Raw genomic sequence first — 641 nt, forward strand, 5'->3', positions numbered from 1 at the left:
TCCGCGCCGATGGCCAGACTGCTGTTCGTTCACCAGAACTTCCCAGGGCAATTCCCCCATATCGCAGACGCGGCCGTGGCGGCCGGCCACGAGGTCCGGGCCATCGGCTCCAGAAGCGCGCGCCCCCGTCCCGGCGTGGAGGTGCGCGGCTGGGCGCTGAGCCGGGGCACCACGCCTGGCATTTTCGACCCCGCCACCCGCGCCGAGGCCGACCTGCTGCGCGGCGGCGCTGCGGCGGAGGTGGCCAGCCGTCTGAAGGCGAAGGGGTATGAGCCTGACCTGATCATCGGCCATCCCGGATGGGGCGAAACCATCCATCTGAGCGAGGTCTTTCCCGAGACTCCCCAGATCCTGTTTGGCGAATTCTATTATCGGGCTGTCGGCGCCGACGTGCACTTCGATCCCGAGTTCGAGACCTGGTCGCTCGCCTCGGCCATGCGGGTGCATGCCAAGAACGCAACCCTCGCGCTCGCCTATGCCGATGCGTCCGCGATTGTCTGCCCGACGCCGTTTCAGGCCTCCACCCTGCCCGCCGTGTTTCAGCCGCTGGTGCGCATCCTGCATGAGGGCGTGGATCTGGATCGGGCGCGCCGGAAAGCGCAGGCGCGCCTGCACCCGCCCGTCGGGCAGGCGCAGGCGCG

Annotated in this window: 1 pseudogene; it reads left to right on the forward strand. The window is 69.4% G+C overall.

What is annotated here, in order from left to right:
* Window positions 1–9: 9 nt before the first annotated feature.
* A pseudogene (locus tag ACLD7X_RS17800) lies at window positions 10–641 on the forward strand (hypothetical protein); the annotation flags it as partial.

Origin of the sequence: Aphanothece microscopica RSMan92, assembly GCF_046613545.2 — a bacterium.
GTDB lineage: Bacteria > Cyanobacteriota > Cyanobacteriia > PCC-6307 > Cyanobiaceae > NIES-981.